Origin of the sequence: Curtobacterium sp. MCPF17_051 (genome assembly GCF_003234595.1) — a bacterium.
Lineage (GTDB): Bacteria > Actinomycetota > Actinomycetes > Actinomycetales > Microbacteriaceae > Curtobacterium > Curtobacterium flaccumfaciens.
Window position 1 is genome coordinate 34,052 of record NZ_QKSE01000017.1, and the last position, 24,974, is coordinate 59,025.

Annotated in this window: 21 protein-coding genes; all 21 read left to right on the plus strand. The window is 71.0% G+C overall.

Features of this window, described 5'->3' with window-relative positions:
- Positions 1–4: 4 nt before the first annotated feature.
- Positions 5–1,651 (plus strand): Mur ligase family protein, encoded by a 1,647-nt coding sequence (locus DEJ35_RS13660; protein ID WP_111192948.1) that lies wholly within the window; start codon positions 5–7, stop codon positions 1,649–1,651.
- Positions 1,648–3,156 (plus strand): UDP-N-acetylmuramoyl-tripeptide--D-alanyl-D-alanine ligase, encoded by a 1,509-nt coding sequence (gene murF / locus DEJ35_RS13665; RefSeq protein ID WP_111192949.1) that lies wholly within the window; start codon positions 1,648–1,650, stop codon positions 3,154–3,156. Before DEJ35_RS13660 ends, murF begins: the two co-directional genes overlap by 4 nt.
- Positions 3,153–4,256 carry a phospho-N-acetylmuramoyl-pentapeptide-transferase gene (mraY, locus tag DEJ35_RS13670; protein WP_110860147.1) on the plus strand — a complete coding sequence of 368 codons (1,104 nt, stop codon included), beginning with the start codon at positions 3,153–3,155 and terminating at the stop codon, positions 4,254–4,256. Before murF ends, mraY begins: the two co-directional genes overlap by 4 nt.
- 4 nt (positions 4,257–4,260) lie before the next feature.
- Positions 4,261–5,796 carry a UDP-N-acetylmuramoyl-L-alanine--D-glutamate ligase gene (murD, locus tag DEJ35_RS13675; RefSeq protein WP_111192950.1) on the plus strand — a complete coding sequence of 512 codons (1,536 nt, stop codon included), beginning with the start codon at positions 4,261–4,263 and terminating at the stop codon, positions 5,794–5,796.
- The gene (gene ftsW, locus DEJ35_RS13680) at positions 5,759–7,024 is read left to right on the plus strand and encodes a putative lipid II flippase FtsW (RefSeq protein ID WP_027465248.1); all 1,266 of its coding nucleotides are present in this window, start codon (positions 5,759–5,761) and stop codon (positions 7,022–7,024) included. The genes murD and ftsW overlap by 38 nt, the downstream gene beginning before the upstream one ends.
- The gene (murG, locus tag DEJ35_RS13685; protein WP_111123949.1) at positions 7,021–8,118 is read left to right on the plus strand and encodes an undecaprenyldiphospho-muramoylpentapeptide beta-N-acetylglucosaminyltransferase; all 1,098 of its coding nucleotides are present in this window, start codon (positions 7,021–7,023) and stop codon (positions 8,116–8,118) included. The genes ftsW and murG overlap by 4 nt, the downstream gene beginning before the upstream one ends.
- Positions 8,115–9,536, plus strand: coding sequence for a UDP-N-acetylmuramate--L-alanine ligase (gene murC / locus DEJ35_RS13690; RefSeq protein WP_111091086.1), 1,422 nt, complete (start codon positions 8,115–8,117; stop codon positions 9,534–9,536). The genes murG and murC overlap by 4 nt, the downstream gene beginning before the upstream one ends.
- Positions 9,533–10,807, plus strand: a complete 1,275-nt coding sequence (locus DEJ35_RS13695) for an FtsQ-type POTRA domain-containing protein (RefSeq protein WP_111091087.1) — start codon at positions 9,533–9,535, stop codon at positions 10,805–10,807. Before murC ends, DEJ35_RS13695 begins: the two co-directional genes overlap by 4 nt.
- 146 nt (positions 10,808–10,953) lie before the next feature.
- Positions 10,954–12,114 (plus strand): cell division protein FtsZ, encoded by a 1,161-nt coding sequence (ftsZ, locus tag DEJ35_RS13700; RefSeq protein ID WP_027465251.1) that lies wholly within the window; start codon positions 10,954–10,956, stop codon positions 12,112–12,114.
- Positions 12,115–12,121: 7 nt separating this feature from the next.
- Positions 12,122–12,844, plus strand: coding sequence for a YggS family pyridoxal phosphate-dependent enzyme (locus DEJ35_RS13705; protein WP_111091088.1), 723 nt, complete (start codon positions 12,122–12,124; stop codon positions 12,842–12,844).
- A gap of 41 nt (positions 12,845–12,885) precedes the next feature.
- Positions 12,886–13,470: a cell division protein SepF gene (locus DEJ35_RS13710; RefSeq protein ID WP_110860160.1), complete on the plus strand. Its 585-nt coding sequence runs from the start codon at positions 12,886–12,888 to the stop codon at positions 13,468–13,470.
- A gap of 68 nt (positions 13,471–13,538) precedes the next feature.
- A complete protein-coding gene (locus DEJ35_RS13715) occupies positions 13,539–13,835 on the plus strand; it encodes a YggT family protein (RefSeq protein ID WP_017886631.1) in 297 nt (98 codons plus the stop codon).
- A 185-nt stretch (positions 13,836–14,020) separates the two neighbouring features.
- Positions 14,021–14,698: a DivIVA domain-containing protein gene (locus tag DEJ35_RS13720; RefSeq protein WP_181420046.1), complete on the plus strand. Its 678-nt coding sequence runs from the start codon at positions 14,021–14,023 to the stop codon at positions 14,696–14,698.
- Positions 14,699–14,700: 2 nt separating this feature from the next.
- Positions 14,701–15,369 carry a signal peptidase II gene (gene lspA, locus DEJ35_RS13725; RefSeq protein ID WP_258378493.1) on the plus strand — a complete coding sequence of 223 codons (669 nt, stop codon included), beginning with the start codon at positions 14,701–14,703 and terminating at the stop codon, positions 15,367–15,369.
- On the plus strand, positions 15,366–16,295 hold the full coding sequence (locus DEJ35_RS13730) for an RluA family pseudouridine synthase (RefSeq protein ID WP_111192951.1): 930 nt from the start codon (positions 15,366–15,368) through the stop codon (positions 16,293–16,295). Before lspA ends, DEJ35_RS13730 begins: the two co-directional genes overlap by 4 nt.
- 1,060 nt (positions 16,296–17,355) lie before the next feature.
- Positions 17,356–20,835: a DNA polymerase III subunit alpha gene (gene dnaE, locus DEJ35_RS13735; protein ID WP_375231872.1), complete on the plus strand. Its 3,480-nt coding sequence runs from the start codon at positions 17,356–17,358 to the stop codon at positions 20,833–20,835.
- An 11-nt stretch (positions 20,836–20,846) separates the two neighbouring features.
- The gene (locus DEJ35_RS13740) at positions 20,847–21,197 is read left to right on the plus strand and encodes a DUF2200 domain-containing protein (protein WP_110860168.1); all 351 of its coding nucleotides are present in this window, start codon (positions 20,847–20,849) and stop codon (positions 21,195–21,197) included.
- Positions 21,194–22,048, plus strand: a complete 855-nt coding sequence (locus tag DEJ35_RS13745) for a hypothetical protein (protein WP_110860170.1) — start codon at positions 21,194–21,196, stop codon at positions 22,046–22,048. The genes DEJ35_RS13740 and DEJ35_RS13745 overlap by 4 nt, the downstream gene beginning before the upstream one ends.
- On the plus strand, positions 22,045–23,352 hold the full coding sequence (gene hisD / locus DEJ35_RS13750; protein WP_111192952.1) for a histidinol dehydrogenase: 1,308 nt from the start codon (positions 22,045–22,047) through the stop codon (positions 23,350–23,352). The genes DEJ35_RS13745 and hisD overlap by 4 nt, the downstream gene beginning before the upstream one ends.
- A gap of 13 nt (positions 23,353–23,365) precedes the next feature.
- Positions 23,366–23,866: a transcriptional regulator NrdR gene (gene nrdR, locus DEJ35_RS13755; RefSeq protein WP_110860175.1), complete on the plus strand. Its 501-nt coding sequence runs from the start codon at positions 23,366–23,368 to the stop codon at positions 23,864–23,866.
- Positions 23,863–24,939, plus strand: a complete 1,077-nt coding sequence (locus DEJ35_RS13760) for a quinone-dependent dihydroorotate dehydrogenase (protein ID WP_111091091.1) — start codon at positions 23,863–23,865, stop codon at positions 24,937–24,939. Before nrdR ends, DEJ35_RS13760 begins: the two co-directional genes overlap by 4 nt.
- The last annotated feature ends 35 nt before the right edge of the window (positions 24,940–24,974 follow it).

Below are 24,974 nucleotides of genomic sequence, written 5' to 3' on the forward strand. Positions count from 1 at the left end.
ACACTTGTCCGCACGGATCCCCCCGGTCCTCCGACCCGAACACCCGACCCCGAGGGCCGTCTCCGAACTCGCCAACGCGTTCGGTCTGCGAGTCGTCGGCTCGGTCGACAGCATCGAGACCGCCGGGGTCACCCTGAGCGCCACCGAGGTGCAGCCGGGTGACCTGTTCGTCGGCGTGCACGGTGCGAACCGGCACGGCGCACAGTTCGCGACGGAGGCCGCCGAGCGCGGCGCCGTCGCCGTCCTGACCGACCAGGACGGCGTCGCACTGGTCGAGCCGTCCGGGCTGCCGGTGCTCGTGGTCGACGACCCCCGCGCCGCCCTCGGCGACGTCGCGGCGTGGGTCTACCGCACCCACCCCGACGAGGCCACCGACCTGCCGCAGCTGTTCGCCGTCACCGGCACGAACGGCAAGACGAGCACGTCGTACATCCTCGAGGGCATCCTCAAGCAGCTCGGTCTGGTCACCGGCCTGAGCTCGACCGCGGAGCGCCACATCGGTTCGCTCAGCGTGACGAGCCGCCTGACCACGCCCGAGGCCAGCGAGATGCACGCGCTCCTCGCTCGCATGCGCGAGAGCGAGGTCCGCGCGGTCGCCGTCGAGGTCAGCGCCCAGGCCCTCAGCCGGCACCGCGTCGACGGCATCGTCTTCGACGTCGCAGCCTTCACGAACCTGTCGCACGACCACCTCGACGACTACGCCGACATGGAGGAGTACTACCAGGCGAAGCTCCCGCTGTTCCAGCCCGAGCACGCCCGTCGTGGCGTCGTCTCGCTGGACACCGACTGGGGCCACCGCGTGGTGCAGGACTCCCGCATCCCGGTCACCACGATCACGGTGCACCCCGACGTCGAGGCCGAGTGGCACGTCGACATCGTCGAGGCGCACGCCGCGTACACCGAGTTCCGCCTGACCGGCCCCGAGGGCCGCGAGCTGACCACCCGTGTGCCGCTGATCGGCTGGCACATGGCGGCGAACGCGGCACTCGCGATCGTCATGCTCGTCGAGGGCGGGTTCGAGCTCGGTGCCATCGCGCACGCGCTGGAGAGCAACCACCGCCGCTACCCCGACGAGGACGACGCGAGCGAGCGCGACGGCGAGACGCACCGCGTCTCCGCCATCGAGTGCTACCTGCCCGGCCGCACCGAGCGGGTCTCCGGCGAGCAGGGCCCGAGCGTCTACGTCGACTTCGGCCACAGCGCCGACGCCTTCGAGAACACCCTCGCGGCGGTCCGGCAGTTCACCTCCGGCAAGGTCCTCATGCTGTTCGGCGCCGACGGCGACCGGGACACCACGAAGCGCGGCGACATGGCCCGTGTGGCCGCGGCGGGCAGCGACATCCTCGTCGTCACCGACCACCACCCGCGCTTCGAGGACGCCGCGTCGATCCGGAAGACCCTGGTCGACGCCGCACGTGCCGCCCACCCCGACCACGAGATCCACGAGGTCAGCCCGCCCGAGGCCGCGATCCGCACGGCCGTGGGCCTGGTCGGCGAGGGGGACTCGATCCTCTGGGCCGGTCCGGGGCACCAGGACTACCGCGACATCCAGGGCGTCCGCACCCCGTACTCCGCCCGCGACGAGGCCCGTGCGGCCCTGCGCGAGGCCGGCTGGGAGCCGAACTCCGGTCCGGCGGAGGACGTCCGATGATCGCCATGACCCTCGCCGAGATCGCCGCCGCGATCGGCGGCGAGCTGATCGGCGGCGCCCAGGCCACCGACGTCTCCGAGCCCGGCGACCTGGTCGTCGACGGCTCGGTCGAGACCGACTCGCGCCTGGTCCGCCCCAGCAGCGTCTTCTTCGCCCTGCCCGGCGAGGTCACCGACGGCCGACGCTTCGTGCCCGCGGCCGTCGACGCCGGGGCTGCCCTGGTCATCACGCCCGAGCGTGTGGACACCACCGCGCCGCAGATCGTCGTCACCGACGGGTACGAGGCCCTCGCCGCGCTCGCGCACGAGGTGGTCACGCGCGTCCGGATGAGCACCGCGGACCGCGTCGACGCCGACGGGCGCCCGGCACCCCTGCGGGTCGTCGGCATCACCGGCTCGAACGGCAAGACGAGCACGAAGAACATGCTCCGCACGATCCTCGAGCAGCACGGCGCGACCGTCGCGCCCGAGGGCTCGTTCAACAACCACGTCGGCGCACCGATCTCGATGCTCCGCGTGACGTACGACACCCGGTACCTGGTGGTCGAGATGGGCGCGAGCGGCGTTGGCCACATCGCCAAGCTCGTCTCGATCGCCGAGCCCGACGTCGGCGTCGTCCTCAAGGTGGGCCTCGCGCACGCCGGCGAGTTCGGCGGCATCGAGGCGACGCAGCGCGCGAAGTCCGAGATGGTCACCGACCTCCCCGCCTCCGCGACCGCCCTCCTCAACGTCGACGACGACCGGGTCGCGTCGATGCGCGACCTGACGGCCGCCCACGTGGTCGGCTTCGGCACGTCGGCGGACGCCGACTACCGCATCACCGGCATCGAGACGGACCGCAGCGGCACCCGCTTCACCCTCACCGCGCCTCCCGTCCGCACCGAAGGCGAGCGTCCGACGGACGCGACCCTGTCTGGAGGCCCGGATCACGTCGACGTCCGCCTCGCGATCCTGGGTGAGCACCACGCCATGAACGCGTCCGCCGCGCTCACGGTGGCCCACTTGTGGGGCGTCCCGCTCGCCGACGGCGCCGCGGCGCTCGCGTCGATGACGCGCGCCGAGCGCTGGCGCATGGAGCTGCTCCAGGGCGGCCCCGAGGGCGTCACCGTCATCAACGACGCGTACAACGCGTCGCCCGACTCCACCGCGGCGGCGCTGCGGACCCTGGCGCAGATCGTGCGCCCGGGGGAGCGGACCGTCGCGGTGCTCGGTGAGATGGCCGAGCTCGGTGAGTTCTCCGTCGAGGAGCACGACCGCATCGGTCGGCTCGTCGTCCGCCTCGGCATCGGACAGCTCGTGGTCGTCGGCCGCGGCGCGATGCCCATCCACCAGGCCGCCACCCTCGAGGGATCGTGGGACGGCGAGTCCGTGTACATCGAGGACGTCGACGACGCCGTCCGTGCCATGCAGGAGATGCTCCGCCCCGGCGACGTCGTCCTCGTCAAGTCCTCGAAGTCTGCCGAACTGCGATTCCTCGGCGACCGCCTCGGAGGTGTCACCGAATGATCGCGCTCCTCGTCGCCGGCGCCACGTCGCTGGTGTTCACGTTGCTGCTCACCCCGTTCTTCATCAAGCTCTTCCACCGTCTCGGGTGGGGGCAGTTCATCCGCGACGACGGTCCGCAGTCCCACCACACCAAGCGCGGGACCGCCACCATGGGCGGCATCGTCCTGATCATCGGTGCGGTGATCGGGTACTTCGTCGGCCACCTGGTCGGGCGTGACTCGATCACGCTGTCCGGGCTGCTCGTGCTGTTCCTGATGGTCGGACTCGGGTTCGTCGGCTTCATCGACGACTTCCTCAAGGTGCGGCGTCAGCGGAGCCTCGGGCTCGGCGGCTGGGCCAAGGTCCTCGGTCAGGTCATCGTCGGCGTCATCTTCGCCACGATCGCCCTGGTCGTGCCGACGTCGAACGGCAAGCCGCCGGCATCGACGATGATCTCGGCGATCCGCGACGTGCCGTGGCTCGACTTCATGGCGCTCGGCACGGTCATCGGCACCGTGCTGTTCCTCGCCTGGATCGTCCTGCTGACGGTGTCCACGTCGAACGGTGTGAACGTGGCCGACGGGCTCGACGGCCTGGCCACGGGGTCGAGCATCCTGGCGATCGGCTCGTACGTCATCATCGGGTTCTGGCAGTCGAACCAGATCTGCGGCGGAGCCCGGCTCGACTCGAGCACCGCACACGCCTGCTACACCGTGTCGAACCCGCTCGACCTCGCCGTGGTCGCGGCCGCGGTCTGCGGTGGGCTCATCGGGTTCCTCTGGTACAACACCTCGCCCGCGCAGATCTTCCTCGGCGACACCGGTTCGCTCGGCCTCGGCGGTGCCCTGGCCGGCCTCGCGATCCTCAGCCGCACCGAGCTGCTGCTCATCCTCATCGGTGGCCTGTTCTTCATCGTCACCGGCTCCGTCATCCTGCAGCGTGCTTACTTCAAGATCACCCACGGCAAGCGCATCTTCCTGATGAGTCCGCTGCACCACCACTTCGAACTGAAGGGGTGGGCCGAGGTGACCGTCGTCGTCCGCTTCTGGATCATCGCCGGGCTCTTCGTCGCGGCGGGGGTCGGACTCTTCTACCTCGAATGGATCGCACGCGTTGGTTGACCCGGTGTCCTCGCCGTCCCGCCTGAACTCCCTCGACAGCTGGTACTCCGGGGGGTGGAAGGGGCTCAACGTCGCCGTCCTCGGCCTCGGTGTCACCGGGTTCTCGGTCGCCGACACCCTCGTGGAGCTCGGCAGCGAGGTGACGGTCTACTCGACCGACGCCCCCGCCGACAGCGTCGAGCTGCTCGACGTGATCGGTGCCCGGTTCCTGCAGACACCGCTCGACACCGTCCCGGACGCACTCGTCCAGCAGGCACCCGACGTCGTCATCGTGTCGCCGGGGCTGCCCCCGCACAACGCCACCGTGCGGTGGTCGGCGACGAACAGCACCGTCTGGGGCGACATCGAGCTCGCCTGGCGCGTGCGCGACAAGGTCGTCCGCGGCCCGGTCGCGGCCCCCTGGATCACGATCACGGGCACGAACGGCAAGACCACGACGACACAGCTCACGACCGCGATGTACGAGGCCGGCGGCCTGCGTGCCGTCGCGTGCGGGAACATCGGCGTGCCGGTGCTCGACGTCGTCCGCGACCCGGTCGGCTACGACGTGCTCGTCGTCGAGCTCTCGAGCCACCAGCTGCACTACGCGGCGACGTCCGGCGACGGTGCCGTGGTGCCGCTCGCGAGCGCCTGCCTGAACATCGCCGACGACCACCTGGAGTGGCACGGCTCGGCCGAGGCGTACCGCGCGGCGAAGGCCAAGGTCTACGAGCGAACCGTGATGGCGTGCGTCTACAACACCTCGGACGAGGCCACCCGGCGGATGGTGCAGGAGGCCGACGTGGTGGAGGGCTGCCGCGCGGTCGGCTTCACCCCCGGCGTCCCCGCTCCCGGTGACGTCGGCATCGTCGAGGACGTCCTGTGCGACCGGGCGTTCAACGACGACCGCCGCAACAGCGCGCTCGAGCTGTCGACGCTCGCCGACCTCGAGGCCGCCGGGCTCGCCAGCCCGCACATGACCATGAACGTCCTGGCCGCCGCCGCGCTGGCCCGTGCCGGCACCGTCCAGCCGAGCGCCATCCGGTCAGCCGTCCGGGCGTTCCGCGCCGACCACCACCGCACCGAGCTCGTGGCCCGGGCGGACGGCATCACGTGGGTCGACGACTCCAAGGCCACGAACCCGCATGCCGCCACCGCGTCGCTCGCGTCGTTCGACACCGTCGTGTGGATCGTCGGCGGCCTGTTCAAGGGCGTCGACGTCGACGGTCTGGTCGAGCGCTTCGGCCCCGGCGTCCGCGCCGTCGTGGTGATCGGCACCGACCGGACACCCGTCCTCGAGGCATTCGCGCGACACGCGTCCACGGTCCCGGTGCTCCAGGTGGAGACGACGGACACTGATCAGGTCATGCGCGAGGCGGTCCGGCATGCCGCATCGGTCGCGAGGCCGGGCGACACCGTCCTCCTCGCCCCGGCGGCGGCGTCGTTCGACCAGTTCGGCTCCTACGCCGACCGGGGGCAGCGTTTCGCGGCCGCGGTCAACGAGCACCTGGGAGGAGAAGTCGATGGCGACGACACCGACGGATCTTCCGAACAGCCGTAACGGCCGGACCGCGTCGACCCCACGACGGACGAACGGCGCGATCGTCGCCGTCAAGAACGTCTTCGTCGCGGAGTCCAGCACCTTCTACACGATCCTCGGCGTCACGCTGTTCCTCGTCGTCTTCGGCGTCGTGATGGTGCTGTCCTCGTCGAGCGTCGAGGAGTACGCGGCGACCCACGACTTCTTCGGGGCGGCGTCCCGCCAGGGCCTGTACGCCGTGCTCGGTGTGCCGCTCATGCTCATCGCCAGCCGGGTCCCGACCCGGATCTGGCGGAAGTGGGCGATGCGGCTGCTCGGTGCTGCGCTCGTGCTGCAGCTGCTCGTGTTCACCCCGCTCGGCATCGACATCCAGGGCAACCGGAACTGGATCGAACTCGGGTCGTTCACCGCGCAGCCGTCCGAGGTCGTGAAGCTCGGGCTGGTGCTCGGCATCGGCGCCATCATCTACGTCAAGCGGGACAAGCTCGACGACTGGAAAGAGGTGTTCATCCCGATCGGGATCGCCTCGATGCTCTCGCTCGGGCTCGTCGTCCTCGGTGGTGACCAGGGCACCGCGATGGTCATGCTCATCCTGGTGTTCGGCGCGCTGTACATCGGCGGCGTCCGCGCTCGGCACCTGCTCGTCGGCCTCGGTGCGTTCGCCGTGATGCTGCCCTTCGTGACGATGGCCTCGGCCTCGCGCTCGACCCGCATCAGCGCCTGGCTGTCCGGGTGCACCGACACCAGCCAGTACCAGGACATCTGCTGGCAGCCCGTGCACGGCATGTGGGCGCTCGCGTCCGGCGGCGTGTTCGGCGTCGGCCTCGGCAACTCGAAGGCGAAGTGGTCGTGGCTGCCCGAGGCGGACAACGACTACATCTTCGCGATCATCGGCGAGGAGCTCGGCCTGATCGGCGCCGTCGTGGTGCTCAGCCTGTTCGTGGTGCTCGCCGTCGGCATGATCAAGATCATCCGGCAGTCCCGCGACCCCTTCGTGAAGACGGTCACCGGTGGCATCCTCGCGTGGATCATCGGCCAGGCGCTCATCAACATCGCCGTCGTGCTCGGCCTGCTGCCCGTGCTCGGTGTGCCCCTGCCGCTCATCTCGGCCGGTGGTTCTGCCCTCATCATGACCCTGGTGGCGATCGGCGTCGTGCTCTCCTTCGCGCGTGACCTGCCCGGCAAGAACGACCCCGGCCTGACGAACGCCCCACTCGGCCGGACCTCCACGAACGGATCACTGCGGTGAGCAAGTACCTCTTCGCCGGCGGCGGCACCGCCGGCCACGTCAACCCCCTGCTCGCGGTCGCCGACCGGTTGACCGAGCGGGAGCCGGGCGCCGAGGTGCTCGTGCTGGGCACCGCCGAGGGGCTGGAGTCCCGCCTCGTCCCGATGCGCGGCTACGAGCTGCTGACGATCCCGCGCCTGCCGTTCCCCCGGAAGCTCAACGGCGCGGCCCTGCGCTTCCCGCAGCGCTTCGCGGCGGCGGTCAAGCGGACCGAGCAGATCATCCGCGACCACGAGATCGAGGTGGTCCTCGGCGTCGGTGGCTACGCGGCCGCTCCGGCGTACATCGCCGCGCGCCGCACCGGCACCCCGATCGTCGTGCACGAGCAGAACGCCAAGCCCGGGCTGGCGAACCGCCTCGCAGCGTTCCTCACCGAGCACGTCGGCCTGACCTTCTCGAACACGCGCCTGCGCCACGGCCGCGTTGTCGGCATGCCGCTCCGTCGCGAGATCGAGTCACTCGACCGCCGCGCTGTCCGGGCCGAGGGGCTCGCCGAGTTCGGGCTCGACCCGGACCAACCCGTGCTGCTCGTGACCGGCGGCTCCTCGGGTGCGCGGAGCATCAACCGGACGATCAACAAGTCCGCCGCCGCCATCGTGGGTGCCGGCTGGCAGGTCCTGCACGTCGTGGGTGCCGCGTCGGACATCGGCCCCAGCGACCTGGACGGCTACCACGTGCTGCCCTACTGCGATCGAATGGACCTGGCGTACGCGGCGAGTGACTTCGTCGTGTCGCGCTCCGGCGCCGGCATGGTGTGCGAGCTGACCGCCGTCGGGCTGCCGAGCGTGCTCGTGCCGTACCCGGTGGGCAACGGTGAGCAGCGTCACAACGCGAAGGACGTCGTCGACGCCGGGGGAGCCGTCCTGGTGGCCGACGGGGAATTCGACCAGGACTGGGTGACGTTCCAGCTGCTGAGCATCCTGCAGGACCGCTCCCGCATCGCGGACATGACCGTGCGGGCGGGCAGCGTCGGCCACCGCGACGGCGCCGACCGGATGACCGACCTGGTCCTCGACGCCGCGAAGCAGGCCCCCAGCACCACGGAGGAACGATGACCATCAAGCCGGACCTGACCCAGCCGATCCCGGACGACCTGGGCACGGTGCACTTCGTCGGCATCGGCGGCGCGGGCATGAGCGGGATCGCCCGGATGTTCCTCGCCGCCGGGCACCGCGTGACGGGCAGCGACTCCCGCGAGACGGAGACGACCGGCACGATGCGCGACCTCGGCGCGACCGTGCAGATCGGTCACGACGCGGCGAACGTCGGCCAGGCCGACACCATCGTCGTCACGAGCGCCCTCTGGCCCGACAACCCCGAGCTCCTCGAGGCGCAGCGCCGCGGTCTGCCGGTGCTCCACCGCTCGCAGGCCCTCGCCGCCCTGATCGCCGAGCACCGCCTGGTCGCGGTCGCCGGTGCGCACGGCAAGACCACCTCGACCGGCATGATCGTCACCGCGATGGTCGAGCTCGGCCTCGACCCGAGCTTCGTCAACGGCGGCGTCATCCAGTCCCTCGGCACGAGTTCGGCCCCGGGGTCGAGCGACCTGTTCGTGGTCGAGGCCGACGAGTCCGACGGCTCGTTCCTGCTCTACGACGTCGCCGTGGCCCTGGTCACCAACGTCGACGCCGACCACCTGGACCACTACGGCAGCGAGGAGGCCTTCACCGAGGCCTTCGTCGAGTTCGCCGCGAAGGCGAGCGAGCGCGTCGTGATCTCGAGCGACGACGCCGGTGCGAAGACGGTCACGGCCGGCATCCGCCAGCGCCCGGACGCGCCCGAGATCGTCACGTTCGGCGAGGCGGTCGACGCGGACGTCCGCATCGAGGGCATCACCGAGTCGGCCGGCGTCGAGGTCGACTTCCGTGCCGATGGTGAGGCGTACCACCTGACCCTCCGCGTGCCCGGCCGGCACAACGCGATCAACGCCGTCGGCGCCTTCGCGGTCCTCACCGGTCTCGGCGTCGCCCCGGCCGACGCGATCCGCGGGCTCGAGGCGTTCGGCGGCACCCAGCGCCGCTTCGAGCTGCACGGTGTCGAGCGCGGGGTCTCGGTCTACGACGACTACGCCCACCACCCGACCGAGGTCGCCGCGGCGCTCAAGGCCGCCCGCAACGTCGTCGGCGACGGCCGCATCATCGCGATCCACCAGCCGCACCTGTACTCACGCACCCGTCTGATGGCCGGCGACTTCGCCGAGGTGTACGAGGAACTCGCCGACCACACGGTCGTGCTCGACGTCTACGGCGCCCGCGAGGACCCGGAGCCCGGCGTGACCGGCGCCCTGGTGCAGGAGCGCTTCGCCGACCAGTCGCGCGTCGAGTTCCTGCCCGACTGGGACGAGGCCGCGGCACGCGCGGCCGCGGTCGCCCGTGACGGCGACATCATCATGACGCTCAGCTGCGGCGACGTGTACCGGATCATCCCGCAGGTGCTCGGGGCCCTGGGCGCCGACGGAGCGTCGTCCCGGTGAAGCGCCCCGAGGGGTTCGACGAGGGGGACGCCCGCAGGGACGCCCCGGCCGAGGCCGCGGAAGCGCCCCGGCAGCGTCGTGGTCCCTCGAAGCAGCGGCTGCCGTTCCGCGGACGCGTCGCCGACGACCGGGAGGCCCGTCCCACGTCCGCCCCGGAAGCCCCGGTCGACGGAACGGTCGACCCCACCCCCGCGGACCAGCCCGACGCCGACGCCTCCGGTCCCCAGCGGGACCGCGTCGGCGCCTTCGCCGGTGCGGCCGGACGCCGGTTCGGCGCCGGACTCTCCACCGTGGCTGACCGCCTGCGCGAGTACACGCCGAACGAGGACCACCGGGACCCGGAGGCCGACCGCCGCGACGCGGAACGCCGAGCCGCCACGAGCGGTGCAGCCGACCACGACGTGACCGTGACCGACGTGCTCGACGCGACCGGTGCCTCCCGGACCGACCAGCACGCCGAGGCGCCCATCGGGGCGCGGGTGCGCGCGGCCGAGACCGCGCGTGAGGCACGCATCGCGAAGCGTCGACGCCGGTTGCTCGAGCGTGCCGAGGTCCGCCGGTTCACCCGGCGCAGCCGGCACCGTCGCGCCGCGTGGATCACGGCGGCGAGCGTCGTCCTCGTGCTCGGGGTCTCGATCCTCGTCGCGGTGTTCTCACCGCTGATGGCGCTCCGCACGATCGAGATCAAGGGCACCAACCGCGTCGACGAGTCCGCGCTGCGCCAGGCGCTGTCCGACCAGATCGGCACGCCCCTGGCCCGGCTCGACTTCGACGCGATCAAGCGGGACGTCGCCGGCTTCCCGCTCATCGAGAGCTACGTGACCGAAGAGGCCCCGCCGCACACGCTCGTCGTCACGGTGACCGAGCGCACGCCGGTGGTCGCGGTGCAGTCCGGCAGCACGTTCGACCTCGTCGACCCCGCGGGCATCGTCGTGCAGTCGTCGCCGAAGCGTCCCGCCACGATGCCGCTCGCCGACATCGGCCGGGCGCGCCTCGGTTCGGCGAGCTTCCGCACGATGACCGAGGTCGTGCTGGCGCTGCCGTCGACCGTGCGGTCCCAGGTGACACGTGTCGCCGGGTCGACGGCCGACGACGTCACCCTGACCCTCAAGGACGGCTCGACCGTCGTGTGGGGGAGCCCGGACGACTCGGACGCGAAGGCCGAACTGCTCGCCGCGCTGGTCAAGGACCACGCGGCCCGGAACCCGGGCGTCGTCGTCGAGTACGACGTCTCGGCACCGGACAACGGCGTCATCCGCGCCAAGGACTGAATTGCCGGACCTGATCGGCGACACGCGGCGTGGCGGGGCGACAGTGCGCCGAACGCACCCGTAGCGTCGAAGCCAGCACCACATCTACCAGCATTGCCCCTGAACTTCAAGTAGAGGTTGAGGGTTCGACCGGAGGCCTGACTGACGTGACCACGAACCACAACTACCTCGCCGTCATCAAGGTCGTCGGTGTCGGCGGCGGCGGCGTCAACGCCGTCAACCGCATGATCGAGCTCGGTCTCCGTGGCGTCGAGTTCATCGCAATCAACACTGACGCCCAGGCCCTGCTGCTCAGCGACGCCGACGTCAAGCTCGACGTCGGCCGCGAGATCACCCGCGGCCTCGGTGCCGGCGCCGACCCGGAGGTCGGCCGTCGCGCCGCCGAGGACCACGCCGAGGAGATCGAAGAGGCCCTGGCCGGCGCCGACATGGTGTTCGTCACCGCGGGCGAGGGCGGCGGCACCGGCACCGGTGGCGCACCGGTCGTCGCACGCATCGCGAAGTCCATCGGCGCACTGACCATCGGTGTCGTCACGAAGCCCTTCAGCTTCGAGGGCAAGCGCCGCCAGTCCCAGGCCGAGAACGGCGTCGCGGGCCTCAAGGACGAGGTCGACACGCTCATCGTCGTCCCGAACGACCGCCTGCTCGAGATCAGCGACCGCGGCATCTCCATGGTCGAGGCCTTCGCCACGGCCGACCAGGTGCTCCTGGCCGGTGTGCAGGGCATCACCGACCTCATCACCACCCCGGGCCTGATCAACCTCGACTTCGCCGACGTCAAGAGCGTCATGCAGGGTGCGGGTTCCGCGCTCATGGGCATCGGGTCGTCCCGCGGGGCCGACCGTGCGATCAAGGCGGCCGAACTCGCCGTCGCGTCGCCGCTGCTCGAGGCCTCGATCGACGGTGCGCACGGCGTGCTGCTGTCGATCCAGGGTGGGTCGAACCTCGGCATCTTCGAGATCAACGACGCCGCGCGCCTGGTGCAGGAAGCCGTGCACCCCGAGGCGAACATCATCTTCGGTGCGGTCATCGACGACACCCTGGGCGACGAGGTCCGCGTGACCGTCATCGCCGCGGGCTTCGACGGCGGCGAGCCGGCGCAGCAGCAGAAGGAACGTCGCTCGAGCTACGTCGACCCGGAGTCGAGCGCCGCGGCGCCCGTCGCCGCCTCGACCGGCGCGATCGAGGACTCCACCACGTCGAGCCCGTCCTGGGCCTCGCAGGAGCACCAGCCGCCGGTGCAGCGCGCCGCCGACCCGGCGTTCGACGACGACGACGAGCTCGACGTCCCCGACTTCCTGAAGTAACCCACCCTTGGTAGCCGACACGCGCCTCCAGGCCTCGTCTCACGACGACGGACTGGAGGCGCGCGTTGCGTCCGTCAGGGGCGGCATCGCCGACGCGGCGCGCGCCGCAGGGCGGTCACCGGACGAGCTGACGCTCGTCGTCGTGACGAAGTACCACCCAGCGTCGCTCGTCCGTGAGCTCGCCGCGCTCGGCGTGACCGACGTGGGGGAGAACCGCCACCAGGAGGCGCAGGCGAAGGCCGCGGAACTGGCGGACCTCGGCCTGACCTGGCACTTCGTCGGGCAGCTGCAGTCGAAGAAGGCCCGGCAGGCCCGGCGGTACGCCCACGTCGTGCAGTCGCTCGACCGTGGCTCCGTCGTCGACGCGTTCGCCCCGACCGAGGCCGAACCGGACCCGCCGGTGATCGACGGGTTCGTGCAGGTGAACCTCACCGACGACCCCGGACGTGGCGGGGTGCAGCCGGACGACGTCGACGCCATGGTGTCGCGTGTGCTGGCCACCGGGACGATCCGGCTGCGGGGTGTCATGGCGGTCGCACCCCTGGACGAGGAGCCCCGAGCCGCCTTCGCCCGACTCCGCTCGATCTCCGAACGGGTCGTGGCGCTCGAGCCCGCTGCGACCGACATCTCGGCCGGCATGAGCGGGGACTACGCCGAGGCGATCCTCGAGGGCGCGACACACCTGCGGATCGGCACCGCAATCACGGGAAACCGGCCGCCCGCACCCTAGCCTCGTTGCAGGGCACCACGAGCACGAACCCCGGAGGAACCATGGCCAACCCGCTGAAGAAGACGATGGTCTACCTCGGCCTCGCCGATGAGGAACTCGACTACGAGGACGAGCAGCAGCCCGAGCCCGCGCGCCAGCAGGCAGCCCCTGCCCGCCAGGCCGCAGCGGCTGCTCCGGCGCCCGCCGAACAGCAGGAGACCCCCGCCGCGGCAGCAGCCCCCGCGGCCGCTCCCGCAGCGGCACCGGCTCCCACCAAGACGCACACCCACCAGCGCGGCGCCCAGGTCACTCCGCTCCGCCGCTCGCACACGACCGCACAGAAGGCGACCCCGGTCCAGGAAATGAACGAGATCCTCACCGTCCACCCGCGCGAGTACAAGGACGCCCAGTCCATCGCCGAGAGCTTCCGCGACGGCATCCCCGTCATCATCAACCTCTCGCAGATGACCGAGGGTGACGCCCGACGCATGATCGACTTCGCCTCGGGCCTGTCGCTCGGTCTGTTCGGCAAGATCGAGCGCGTCACGAACAAGGTCTTCCTCCTGTCGCCGGCGCACGTCGCAGTGAGCGGTGAGCCTGCTGAGGTAGAGTCCGACATCGAGGCGAACTTCTTCGCCCAGTCCTGAGCCGTACCCGGCACACCCGCCCCTGAGCGTCGTCTGACGACGCTCGCCCGAGACGAGCGAGCCCCATCGTGTCCGTGATCCTAGGGATCATCTCCCTCGCGTTGCTCCTGTACTTCTTCGTGATGTGGGGGCGTTTCGCGCTCGACCTCGTGCAGAGCTTCAACCGTTCCTGGCGTCCGCGCGGGGGCATGCTCGTGGTGTCCGAGTTCGTCTACACGATCACGGATCCGCCCATCCGAGCGGTGCGACGGGTGCTCCCGCCGCTCCGCCTGGGGCCGGTCGCGCTCGACTTCGGCTGGACGATCGTGATGCTCGTCGTCATCATCGCCCGGTTCGTGGTCGCCGCTCTGGCACGCGGTATCTGAGCGGACTCCCGTCCGCGACACGCGCCACGCCAGGCGCGCGGCACGGTTCCGCCCCATCGTCGGTGTACGGTGGTCGGGATCGATGCCCGCTCCGGTGGCGCATCCGCACCGCACGGTACGACTGGTACATTCGGTCGCACCGCACGCGGTTCCACACGTTCAGCAGTTCTATTGAGGTGACGGCAATGGCTTTGACGCCGGAAGACGTAGTCAACAAGCGGTTCCAGCCGACGAAGTTCCGCGAGGGCTACGACCAGGACGAGGTCGACGACTTCCTCGACGAGGTCGTGGTCGAGCTCCGTCGCCTGACCGCGGAGAACGACGAGCTCCGCCAGCGCCTGCAGGCGGCCGAGTCGGCCCCGCAGCCGGCGCAGGCCGAGCAGCCTGCTCCCGCAGCCGAGCCGGAGCCCACCCCGGCCCCGGTCGAGGCAGCACCGGAGCCCGCTCCGGTCGCCGCGGCGGCACCGACCACCACGGTCCCCGCCGACGAGGACACCGAGGGCACCACGAACCTCCTGACCCTGGCGCGTCGTCTCCACGAGGAGCACGTCCGCGAGGGCATCGAGAAGCGCGACGCGCTCATCGCCGAAGGCACGGCCCAGGCCGCTCGCCTGGTCTCCGAGGCCGAGGCGAAGCAGCGCCAGATCATCGCCGACACCGAGAACACGAACCGTCAGCGTGTCGCGGTGCTCGAGCAGGAGCAGCGCCAGCTCGAGGGCAAGATCGACGAGCTCCGGACCTTCGAGCGCGACTACCGTGCGCAGCTCAAGAGCTACATCCAGGGGCAGCTCTCCGAGCTCGACTCGGGCGAGCAGTCCGGTCTCACCCCGGCGCCGGCTTCGGCGCAGGGCTTCGGCAACTGACGTTGTCGCGACCAGCATCACGAGCGAAGGTCAGTGTCCGCGCGATCGCGGCACTGGCCTTCGCCGCTGTCGTGGTGGTGGCGGTCGACCAGGTCGCCAAGACGCTGGTCGTCGCGAACCTGCCGTACGGCACCCCCGTCCCGGTCCTCGGCGGGGCGTTGCAGTTCCTGTACGTCCGGAACCCCGGGGCAGCGTTCTCGTTCGCGGTGAACATGACCTGGGTGTTCTCGGTCATCTCGGCCGCGGTCGTCGTCGCGATCATCGTGTACTCGCGTCGCATCCGGTCGATGTGGTGGGCCATCGTGCTCGGCATGCTGCTCGGTGGCGCGCTGGGCAACCTGCTCGACCGGCTCTTCCGTGAGCCCGGCTTCGGTCGTGGCCACGTCGTGGACTTCATCTCGACGCCGTGGATGATGCCGGCGATCTACAACGTCGCCGACTCCTTCATCTGCATCAGCATGGTGGTCTTCGTGCTGCTCGTGATCCTCGGGGTGAACCTCGACGGCACCCGCACGCTCTCGGCCAAGCGCCAGGCGCAGCTCGACGCGGCGCAGCCGCTCGACGGTGGGGCCGCGTTCTCGTCGGCTGACGCGGTTGTCGACGAGCCGACCCGCGCCTCCAGGCCCGACGACCGCGACCGTCGCGACACGCTGGGCCACGACGCCACGTGACCGAATCGCGTTCTCTTCCCGTGCCCGACGGGCTCGCCGGTGAGCGCGTCGACGCCGCCATCGCGAAGCTCCTCGGCTTCAGCCGGTCGTTCGCGGCCGACGTCGTCGCCGCCGGGGGCGTCCGCGTCGACGGGGTGCCCGTCGACAAGTCGGACCGGCTCCATGTGGACTCCTGGCTCGAGGTCGAGTGGACGCCGAAGGAGCCGCCGCGCATCGTGCCGGCGGCCGTGCCGGGCATGACGATCGTGCACGACGACGAGGACATCGTCGTCGTCGACAAGCCCGTCGGCGTCGCTGCGCACCCCTCGCCGGGGTGGGACGGGCCGACCGTGCCCGGGGGCCTCGCTGCCGCCGGCTTCACGATCGCGACGTCCGGCGCCGCTGAACGCGCCGGGATCGTGCACCGCCTCGACGTCGGGACCTCGGGACTGATGGTGGTCGCGAAGACCGAGCTTGCGTACACACACCTCAAGCGGGCGTTCAAGGAGCGCACGGTCGAGAAGGTCTACCACGCACTCGCGCAGGGCCACCCGGACCCGACCTCGGGCACGATCGACGCGCCGATCGGCCGGCACCCGTCGAGCGACTGGAAGTTCGCGGTGACGTCGGAGGGCAAGCCGAGCGTCACCCACTACGAGACGCTCGAGGCCTTCCGCGCCGCCACCCTGCTCGAGGTGCACCTGGAGACCGGGCGCACCCACCAGATCCGGGTGCACATGGCGGCGACACGCCACCCGCTCGTCGGGGACACGATGTACGGCGCCGACCCGGTATTGGCGGCCGAGCTCGGGCTCACGCGCCAGTGGCTCGACGCCGTCCGGCTGGGCTTCGACCACCCCCGCACGGGCGAGTGGGTGTCGTTCGAGGCGCAGTACCCGGACGACCTGCAGGCCGCGCTGGAGCAGATCCGGAGCGCGTCGCGCTGACGCGCCCGGCCGCTTGTGCCGAGGGGTCACGAACTGTCCGCTGGGAGGCCGCCAGGCGACGGGTTCTGTACCCGCGGCGGCGCGCGTGCGGCGTGTCCTGCCCGCTCGGTGGCGCGCCCCGCGCGTGTCCCGACCCGCTGCCGGTCCGGAGGCGCGGTGCGGCCCCGCCCGTGCCTCCAGGCCGACGCGCCCCGCATGCGCCGAGAGGTCACCAACTGTTGGCTGCGAGGCCGCCAGGCGACGCTTTCCGCACCCGCGGCGGTCGGCCTGCGGGGTGTCCTGCCCCCTCGGCGGCGCGCCCCGAGCGTGTCGCGACCCGGGGCCGGTCTGGAGGCGCGGTGCGGCCCCGCCCCGCGCCTCCAGTCCGACGCGCCCAGCGGCTTGCGCCGAGGGGTCGCGAACTGTCGGCTGCGAGGCCGCCAGGCGACACTTCCCGCACCCGCGGCGGTCGGCCTGCGGGGTGTCCTGCCCCTCGGCGGCGCGCACCGCGCGTGTCGCGACCCGGTGCCGGTCTGGAGGCGCGGTGCGGCCCCCGCCACGCGCCTCCAGGCTGCCGCGCCCGGCTGCTTGTGCCGAGGGGTCGCGAACTGTCGGCTGCGAGGCCGCCAAGCGACACTTCCCGCACCCGCACCCGCGGCGGTCGGCCTGCGGGGTGTCCCGCCCCCTCGGCGGCGCGCCCCGCGCGTGTCGCGACCCGGTGCCGGTCTGGAGGCGCGGTGGGGCCCGCCCCGCGCCTCCAGGCTGCCGCGCCCGGCCGCTTGTGCCGAGGGGTCGCGAACTGTCGGCTGCGAGGCCGCCAGGCGACACTTTCCGCACCCGCTGCGGCTCGTCTGCGGCGTGTCCTGCCCCCTCCGCGACGCGCCCCGAGCGTGTCGCGACCCGGTGCCGGCCTGGAGGCGCGGTGCGGCCCCGCCACGCGCCTGGCGTCCGCCCCGACGCGCGCGGGAATGTGGGCGGCCGCGGTTAGGCTGTTCCCACCCCGCAGCACACCGTACGAACCGGAGGTTCCGTGTCGGATTCCGACTCCTTCGTCCACCTGCACGTGCACAGCGAGTACTCGATGCTCGACGGTGCCGCCAGGCTCTCCGACCTCGTGGCGGAGACCGCCGCGCAGGGGATGCCCGCCGTGGCGGTGACCGACCACGGCAACATGTTCGGCGCCTTCGAGTTCTGGAAGGCCGCCAAGGCCGGTGGCGTCAAACCGATCATCGGGACCGAGGCGTACATCACGCCCCGCACACACCGCTCGGACAAGACCCGGGTGCGCTGGGGTGACGGTGGTGGCGACGACGTGTCCGGTGCCGGCTCGTACACGCACATGACGATGTTCGCCGAGAACACGACGGGCATGCACAACCTGTTCCGTCTGTCGTCCAAGGCGTCGCTCGAGGGCTACTACTTCAAGCCCCGCATGGACATCGAGCTCCTGCAGGAGTACCACGAGGGCATCATCGCCACGACGGGCTGCCCCTCGGGGGAGATCCAGACGCGCCTGCGTCTCGGCCAGTACGACGAAGCAGTGCAGGCGGCCGCTGACTACCGCGACATCTTCGGCAAGGAGAACTACTTCGCCGAGGTCATGGACCACGGCCTCGAGATCGAACGCCGGATCATGAGCGACCTGATCCGCCTGGCGAAGGACCTCGACATCCCGCTGGTCGGCACGAACGACCTGCACTACACGCACGCCCACGACGCCAAGTCGCACGCGGCACTGCTCTGCGTGCAGTCCGGCTCGACCCTGAACGACCCGAACCGCTTCAAGTTCGACGCCGACGAGTTCTACCTGAAGACCCCGGCGCAGATGCGGCACGTCTTCCGCGACAACCTCGAAGCCTGCGACAACACGCTGCTCATCGCGGAACGCTGCAACGTCGAGTTCGACACCTCGGCCAACTACATGCCGAAGTTCCCCGTGCCCGAGGGCGAGACCGAGCACTCCTGGTTCGAGAAAGAGGTCGCGAAGGGGCTGGACTACCGGTACCCGGACGGCATCTCGAAAGAGGTCCAGGACCGCGCCGACTACGAGGTCGGCATCATCAACCAGATGGGGTTCCCCGGCTACTTCCTGGTGGTCGCGGACTTCATCAACTGGTCCAAGAACAACGGCATCCGCGTCGGTCCGGGGCGTGGCTCCGGTGCCGGCTCGATGGTCGCGTACGCGATGCGCATCACCGACCTCGACCCGATCCGGCACGGCCTGATCTTCGAGCGGTTCCTCAACCCGGACCGCGTCTCGATGCCCGACTTCGACGTCGACTTCGACGACCGGCGCCGCGGTGAGGCGATCAAGTACGTCACCGAGAAGTACGGGTCGGAGCGCGTCGCGCAGATCGTCACGTACGGCACGATCAAGGCGAAGCAGGCACTCAAGGACTCCTCGCGCGTCCTCGGGTTCCCGTTCGGCATGGGCGAGAAGCTCACGAAGGCGATGCCGCCGCCCGTGATGGGCAAGGACATCCCGCTCACCGGGATCTTCGACAAGGACCACCCGCGCTACAAGGAAGCCGTCGACGTCCGCACCGTGGTCGAGACCGACCCCGAGGCGAAGACCGTCTTCGACACCGCACTCGGGCTCGAGGGGCTCAAGCGTCAGTGGGGCGTGCACGCGGCCGGCGTCATCATGTCGAGCGACCCGCTCATCGACATCATCCCGATCATGAAGCGGGAGCAGGACGGCCAGATCGTCACGCAGTTCGACTACCCGGCAGCGGAGTCGCTCGGCCTGATCAAGATGGACTTCCTGGGGCTCCGCAACCTCACGATCATCAGTGACGCCCTCGACAACATCAAGACGAACCGTGGGATCGAGCTCGACCTCGAGAACATGGGTCTGGAAGACCCCGAGGCGTACGCGCTCCTGCAGCGCGGCGACACCCTCGGCGTGTTCCAGCTCGACGGCGGGCCGATGCGCGGCCTGCTGCGCCTGATGAAGCCCGACAACTTCGAGGACATCTCCGCGCTCATCGCCCTGTACCGCCCGGGGCCCATGGGAGCGAACTCGCACACGAACTACGCGCTCCGCAAGAACGGCGAGCAGCCGATCACGCCGATCCACCCGGAGCTCGAAGAGCCCCTCAAGGACATCATCGGCACGACCTACGGCCTGATCATCTACCAGGAGCAGGTCATGGCCATCGCGCAGAAGGTCGCCGGGTTCTCCCTCGGCCAGGCGGACATCCTCCGCCGCGCGATGGGCAAGAAGAAGAAGTCCGAGCTCGACAAGCAGTACGCGGGCTTTCAGCAGGGCATGAAGGACAACGGGTACTCCGACGCGGCGATCAAGACGCTGTGGGACATCCTGCTGCCCTTCTCCGACTACGCGTTCAACAAGGCGCACTCGGCGGCCTACGGCGTGGTGTCCTTCTGGACCGCCTACCTCAAGGCGCACTACCCGGCCGAGTACATGGCCGCCCTGCTGACCTCGGTCGGCGACGCCCGCGACAAGCTCGCCCTGTACCTGAACGAGTGCCGCCGGATGGGCATCAAGGTGATGCCGCCGGACGTCAACGAGTCGATCGGCTTCTTCGCCGCAGTCGGCGACGACATCCGATTCGGCATGGGTGCCATCCGCAACGTCGGGTTCAACGTCGTCGACGACATCGTCAAGGCCCGGACCGAGAAGGGCGCCTTCGAGTCGTTCCACGACTTCCTGCGCAAGATCCCGATCTCGTCGGCGAACAAGCGCACGGTCGAGTCGCTCATCAAGGCCGGTGCCTTCGACGAGTTCGGCGACACCCGACGTGCCCTGGTGGAGATCCACGAGGGCGCGGTCGAAGGTGCGGTCAAGGTCAAGCGCGACGAGGCCCACGGCAACGTCGGGTTCGACTTCGACTCGCTCTTCGCCGAGGCAGCCGAGGACGCCCCGAGCGCCGCGGTGTCGCAGGTGCCGGACCGCCCGGAGTGGTCCAAGCGCGACAAGCTCGCGTTCGAGCGGGACATGCTCGGGCTCTACGTGTCCGACCACCCGCTCGCCGGGCTCGAGATCGAGCTCGCGAAGCACCAGTCGATCACCATCGCCGACCTGCTGACCGCCGACGACTCGATCGAGGGCGAGACGGTGACCGTCGCGGGCCTGCTGACGAGCGTGCAGCACCGGGTGGCGAAGACGAGCGGCAACCCGTACGGCATCGTCGACATCGAGGACTTCGGCGGCCAGATCGGCGTGATGTTCCTGGGCAAGACGTACCAGGAGTTCGGCCCGTCGCTGGTGCCCGACTCGATCGTCGTGCTTCGTGGCCGCGTCAACGTGCGCGACGACGGCAAGGCCCTGCACGCGGTGAGCATGTTCCAGCCGAACGTCGGCGACGCGATGGGGTCCGGCCCGCTCACCCTGTCCCTGCCGGAACGACAGGCCACGACGACCACGGTGACGGAGCTCGCCGCCGTGCTCGGCCGCCACCAGGGTGACACCGAGGTCCGGCTGAAGCTGCTCAAGGACGACGTCGCGCGCACCTTCGAGTTGCCGTTCCCGGTGAACCTGACCCCCGACCTGTTCGGCGAGCTGAAGAGCCTGCTCGGACCCCGCTGCCTGGTGTAGGAGCGTCGACCATGGCCGGTCACCGGATCTTCGGGACGCCCGTCGCGGACGTCTACGGGCACTACCTGGCGAAGGTGGAGCGGAAGGGCCACACGAAGGCGGAACTCGACACCGTCATCGAGTGGCTGACCGGCTTCGACGACCTGGCGCTCGCGCAGCACCTGGCCGACCGGACCACGTTCGAGGACTTCTTCGCCAGCGCGCACCTCAACCCGAACGCCCCGCTCATCACCGGGGTGATCTGCGGGGTGCGGATCGAGGAGCTCGACGACCCGCTCATGCGGCAGATCCGGTACCTCGACAAGCTCGTCGACGAGGTCGCCACGGGCCGGCCGATGGTGAAGATCCTGCGGACCGCGTGACCGACGGCCAGCCGGCACCGCACGTCCTCCGGGCGTTCGGCGTGCACGACCGGCCGCTCGAGCGCCTGGGCGGCGGGCGCGGACTCACGTGGCGCGCCGGGGACGTCGTCCTCCGCCCGTCCGGTGACCGCCTGGAGGCCCGGTGGCGGTCCGCCACACTGGCGCGGCTGGTCCACACGGCCGGGTTCCGGACGCCGCGCCCCGTCGCCGCCACGTCCGGGGACTGGGTCGTGGACGCCCGCGCCGACGCCGGCACCGGCGTCAGCACCGGCGACGACGGTTGGGAGGCCTGGCGGTGGGTCGACGGTCGGACCGACCCGACTCGCGTGGACGACGTGATCGCCGCGGGTGCAGCGTTCCACCGCGCGATCGCCCATCTGCCACGCCCCGACTTCCTCGACCACCGCGGAGAGCCCTGGAGCCGGGCGGACCGCATGGCCTGGGGCGGAACAGCCCTGCCCGATGACCCGACGCTGGATCGCCTGGCCGCGACGTTCCGGCCGGTGACGTCCCCGTCGCAGCTCGTCCACGGCGACCTGCTCGGCAACGTGCTCTTCACGCCGGGGGAGCCGCCGACGGTGTTCGACTGGGCACCCTACTGGCGCCCGCCGGGCCTCGGCGCCGCGATCGCCGCGGTCGACGCCGTGTGCTGGCACGGGGTCGCCGTCGGTCGGCTCGGCGTGCTCGGCACCGGCGTCCCCGAGTGGCCGCAGCTGCTCGTCCGTGCGCTGGCCTTCCGGATCGCCACGCTGCACCTGCTCGACGCGTGGGACGCCGACCAGACCGCCCGCCACCGGCCCGTGGTCGACGCCGTCGTGCAGCACGCCGCCGGTACGCTGGAGGCCTCATGATGCAGCGAATCGACCTCCGCGGCGGCCTCCCCGCCCGTGCCGAACTCCTCCGACTCATGCCCCGTGCCGCGGGTGACGTGTCGCACGCCGTCGATGCCGCGCGCGAGTTGATCGAGGACGTCCGACACCGTGGGGCCGCGGCCCTGCACGACCAGGCCGAGCGCTTCGACGGCGGAGCTCCTGCGAACGTACGGGTGTCCGCTGCCGAGATCACCGCCGCCGTGGCCGGGCTCACCCCCGAGGTCCGAGCAGCACTCGACGAGGCCATCCGCCGCGTCCGGGCCGCGAGTGCCGCGCAGATCCCCGCCCCGGCCGTGACGACCCTGGCCGGCGGCGCCGAGGTCCACCAGCGCTGGCAGCCGATGCGCCGTGTGGGGCTCTACGTGCCCGGTGGCAAGGCCGTCTACCCGTCCAGCGTGGTGATGAACGTCGTCGCGGCCCAGGTCGCAGGCGTGCCCTCGATCGCCCTCGTGTCACCGCCGCAGCGCGACCACGGCGGCGCGGTGCACCCGACGATCCTCGCCGCGGCGGGGCTGCTCGGCATCGACGAGGTCTACGCGATGGGCGGCGCCGGAGCCGTCGGCGCGCTGGCGTACGGCGTCGCCGAGATCGACCTCGAGCCGGTCGACCTGGTCACGGGGCCTGGCAACAACTACGTCGCCGCCGCCAAACGTCTGGTGCGCGGGGCGGTGGGCATCGACTCCGAGGCCGGGGCGACCGAGATCCTCGTGATCGCGGACGACACCGCCGACGCCGGGTTCGTGGCCGCCGACCTCATCAGCCAGGCCGAGCACGACGAGCAGGCCGGCAGCGTGCTGGTGACGACGTCCGCGACGTTCGCCGACGCGGTGGAGGCCGCGATCCCGGAACGCACCGCGGTGCTCGGGACGGCTGCGCGCCTCCAGGCCGCCCTGGACGGACCGCAGTCCGCGATCGTCCTGGTGGACTCGCTGACCGACGCGGCGACCGTGAGCAACGCGTACGGGCCGGAGCACCTCGAGATCCAGACGGTCGACGACGACGCGGTGCTGGCCGACATCGACGCCGCCGGTGCGGTGTTCGTCGGGCCGAGCACGCCGGTGAGCCTGGGGGACTACCTGGCCGGGTCGAACCACGTGCTGCCGACCGGCGGCCAGGCCCGGTTCGGGTCCGGGTTGTCCGCGTCGACGTTCCTGCGGCCCCAGCAGATCGTCCGGTACACGCCGGAGGCCCTGGCCGAGGTCGCGCCGCACATCGTCGCGCTGTCCACCGAGGAGCAGCTCCCCGCGCACGGGGCCGCCGTGACGGAGCGCACGAACCGATAGCCTGGGGAACGACATGTTCTGCCCCTTCTGCCGCCACCCGGACTCCCGCGTCGTCGACTCACGGACGAGCGACGACGGAACCTCCATCCGCCGCCGTCGTCAGTGCCCCAACTGCGGTCGACGGTTCTCGACCACCGAGACCGCATCGCTCAACGTGGTGAAGCGCAACGGTGTCACCGAGCCGTTCAGCCGCGACAAGATCGTCTCAGGCGTGCGCAAGGCGTGCCAGGGACGCCCGGTCACCGACGGCGACCTGGCCGTGCTCGCCCAGCGCGTCGAGGAGACCGTACGGTCCTCCGGATCCAGCCAGATCGACGCGAACGACATCGGCCTCGCGATCCTCGCGCCCCTGCGGGAGCTCGACGAGGTCGCCTACCTGCGGTTCGCGAGCGTCTACCAGGCGTTCGACTCGCTCGAGGACTTCGAGGACGCCATCGGCCAGCTCCGCCGCGACCACCACGGGGCATCCGACGCGGCCGCCGGGTCGTCCGCACCGTCCGGCACGCGCGCGTGAGCGGCATCGCCGAACGGATCGTGCGCGGCGGGTACCGCGTCGTGTTCCGCTCCGTGTTCGCGAACATGGACCCGGAGCGCGCCCACCACCTCGCGTTCGCCGTCATCGCGGGGCTGCCCCGCGTGCCGTTCCTGAGCGGCGTCGTCGAGCGGTACTGCCGTCCGGCGGCGGCCGACGGCGTCACCACGATGGGCATCCACTTCCCGTCGCGCTTCGGCCTGGCGGCCGGGTTCGACAAGGACGCCCGCGGCATCGCCGGTCTCGGCCTGCTCGGCTTCGGCCACGTCGAGGTCGGCACCATCACCGCCAAGCCGCAGCCCGGCAACGAGCGCCCGCGCCTGTTCCGGCTGATCGGCGACCGCGCCCTCATCAACCGCATGGGCTTCAACAACCACGGCGCCGCAGCGGCCGCCCGACGCCTCGAGCGCGCCCGCCGCAACCCCGGCCGACCGGTCATCGGCGTGAACATCGGCAAGAGCCGGGTCGTCGCCGTCGAGGACGCCATCGACGACTACCTCGAGTCCACCCGTCGGCTCGCCACGTTCGCGGACTACCTGGCGGTCAACGTCAGCTCGCCGAACACGCCCGGCCTGCGCGGACTGCAGGAACTCGACCAGCTCCGACCGCTGCTGTCCGCGGTGCGTGACGCCGCCGGCCGGACGCCGGTGCTCGTCAAGATCGCACCGGACCTGACCGACGAGCAGATCGACGCGATCGCGGGCCTCGCGGTCGAGCTCGGACTGTCCGGGGTGATCGCGAACAACACGACGATCTCCCGCGACGGCCTGACGGCCGATCCGTCCGACGTCGAGGCGATGGGTGCCGGGGGCCTCTCCGGTGCGCCGGTCGCCGCTCGCTCGCTCGAGGTCCTGCGACGCGTCCGCGCCGCGGTGCCCTCCGACTTCTGCGTCATCGCCGTCGGTGGTGTGACCACCGAGCAGGACGTGCAGGACCGCATCGACGCGGGAGCCACGCTCGTGCAGGGCTACACGGCGTTCCTCTACGAGGGACCGACCTGGGCCGCGCGCATCAACCGGCTGCGCCGCCGGCGGCTGCGTCTCGCCGCGCGGTAGACGCGACCACCTGACGGACTGGAGGCCCGTGGCGA

Coding starts and splice junctions, on each gene's coding strand:
- ftsW (WP_027465248.1), top strand. CDS start 5,759: ATGGCGACGACACCGACGGATCTTCCGAACAGCCGTAACGGCCGGACC.
- hisD (WP_111192952.1), top strand. CDS start 22,045: ATGATGCAGCGAATCGACCTCCGCGGCGGCCTCCCCGCCCGTGCCGAA.
- nrdR (WP_110860175.1), top strand. CDS start 23,366: ATGTTCTGCCCCTTCTGCCGCCACCCGGACTCCCGCGTCGTCGACTCA.
- DEJ35_RS13710 (WP_110860160.1), top strand. CDS start 12,886: ATGGCCAACCCGCTGAAGAAGACGATGGTCTACCTCGGCCTCGCCGAT.
- murF (WP_111192949.1), top strand. CDS start 1,648: ATGATCGCCATGACCCTCGCCGAGATCGCCGCCGCGATCGGCGGCGAG.
- mraY (WP_110860147.1), top strand. CDS start 3,153: ATGATCGCGCTCCTCGTCGCCGGCGCCACGTCGCTGGTGTTCACGTTG.
- murC (WP_111091086.1), top strand. CDS start 8,115: ATGACCATCAAGCCGGACCTGACCCAGCCGATCCCGGACGACCTGGGC.
- DEJ35_RS13720 (WP_181420046.1), top strand. CDS start 14,021: ATGGCTTTGACGCCGGAAGACGTAGTCAACAAGCGGTTCCAGCCGACG.
- dnaE (WP_375231872.1), top strand. CDS start 17,356: ATGCTCGACGGTGCCGCCAGGCTCTCCGACCTCGTGGCGGAGACCGCC.
- DEJ35_RS13740 (WP_110860168.1), top strand. CDS start 20,847: ATGGCCGGTCACCGGATCTTCGGGACGCCCGTCGCGGACGTCTACGGG.